Below are 1,709 nucleotides of genomic sequence, written 5' to 3'. Positions count from 1 at the left end.
TCGGTGGTGCGGCGGCCGGGAGCTGGCTCACCGGCCGTGGCAGCGGCGGGCCCACCGCCGAGGCGGCCTTCGCCAAGGGGCGCGAGGTCTGGCACGAGGCGCCCGTCGACACCCTGTTCCCGCCCACCGTCCACGGTCTCGGCGCGGGACCCGGTGGCGCCGACCGGAACTGGACGCGGATCGCCGTCGCCCCCGACAGCGACTGCTCCGGCGCCCACGACCCCGCGCTCGCCGCCGACCTCGCGCCCGCCGGCTGCGCCCGGCTGGTGCGCGCCACGTACACCGACGCCACCCGCACCGCCCTGATCACCGTCGGCGCCCAGACCACCGCCGCCGACCGGCCCGCCATGCGCGCCCTGCGCACCCGCCTGAACGCCCGGGGCACCCGCGCCGACCACATCCCCCTCCCGTACGCCGCCCCCGGCACGCCCGCCGCCGGCTTCCGCCCCGGCCACCGCGTCAGCTGGACCGTGCGGGTGCTCACCGACATCCCCGTCGTCGTCTACGCCGTCTCCGGGTTCGCCGACGGCCGTACGGCCCACCCCCGGCCCGCCGAGGCCGCGACCCGCCCCGGCGCCGCCACCACCGCCGCGGAATCCGGCCTCGGTCACGACGCCAAGGGCCTCGCCGACCAGGTCGAGAAAGCCTTCCGCACGGCGTCCGGCGCCGTCGGGCGCACCACGGAGGCGACGCCATGACCCACGCCGCACGGCGCACCACCGTCCTCACTCTGGCCGCCGCGCTGACCGCACTGCCCGCGTCCCCCGCCCTCGCCGACGGCATCCGCGCCCAGCAATGGGCGCTGGAGGCCCTGCACGCCCGGGACGCCTGGCGCACCACCAAGGGCGCGGGCATCACCGTCGCCGTCCTCGACACCGGCGTCGACGGCGACCACCCCGACCTCACCGGCCAGGTCCTGCCCCTCAAGGACCTGGTCGGCTTCGGCGCCCGCCCCGGCGAGGGGGACTGGGCCCAGCACGGCACCGCGATGTCCGGCATCATCGCCGGGCACGGCCACGGCCCCGGGCGCGCCGACGGCATCCTCGGCGTCGCCCCCGAGGCCCGCATCCTGCCCGTCCGCGTGATCCTGGAGGACCACGACCCGCAGCGCGCCCGCGCCCGCACCGAACGCGCCGGGGCCCTCGCCGACGGCATCCGCTACGCCACCGACCACGGCGCCGACGTCATCAACCTCTCCCTCGGCGACGACAGCACCTCCGCCCACCCCGAACCCCGCGAGGACGCCGCCATCCAGTACGCCCTCGGCAAGGGCGTCACCGTCGTCGCCTCCGCGGGCAACGGCGGCCGGGACGGCAACCGCGCCTCCTACCCCGCCGCCTACCCGGGCGTCATAGCCGTCACCGCCGTCGACCGCTACGGGGCCCGCGCCCCGTTCTCCACCCGCCACTGGTACGCCACCGTCAGCGGCCCCGGCGAGGACGTCGTCATCGCCAACCCCGACCGCAAGTACTACATCGGCTGGGGCACCAGCGCCGCCGCCGCCTTCGTCTCCGGCGCCGCCGCCCTGGTCCGCGCCGCCCACCCCGGCCTCAGCCCGGCCCAGATCCGCGAACTGCTCACCGGCACGGCGCAGGAGAAGCCCGAGGGCGGCCGCGACGACGCCCGCGGCGCCGGACTCGTCGACCCCGCCGCCGCCATCACAGCGGGCCGCTCCCTCACCCCCGCGGCCCGGAAACCGTCGCCCGTCT

2 protein-coding genes are annotated in these 1,709 nt (G+C 78.1%); both read left to right on the top strand.

Translation table 11 applies throughout. From position 1 onward, the window contains the following. Nucleotides 1-698, top strand: a 698-nt coding sequence (locus AC51EU_RS30245; protein ID WP_496270284.1) for a hypothetical protein, incomplete at its 5' end; no start/stop codon positions are given. Further along, on the top strand, nt 695-1,709 hold a 1,015-nt coding region (gene mycP / locus AC51EU_RS30240), incomplete at its 3' end, for a type VII secretion-associated serine protease mycosin (RefSeq protein WP_496270283.1). The genes AC51EU_RS30245 and mycP, both read left to right, overlap by 4 nt.

It is taken from the genome of Candidatus Streptomyces philanthi (assembly GCF_059553635.1).
Note: the sequence above shows the minus strand (reverse complement) of the source record. Positions and strands in the feature narration are given on the sequence as shown.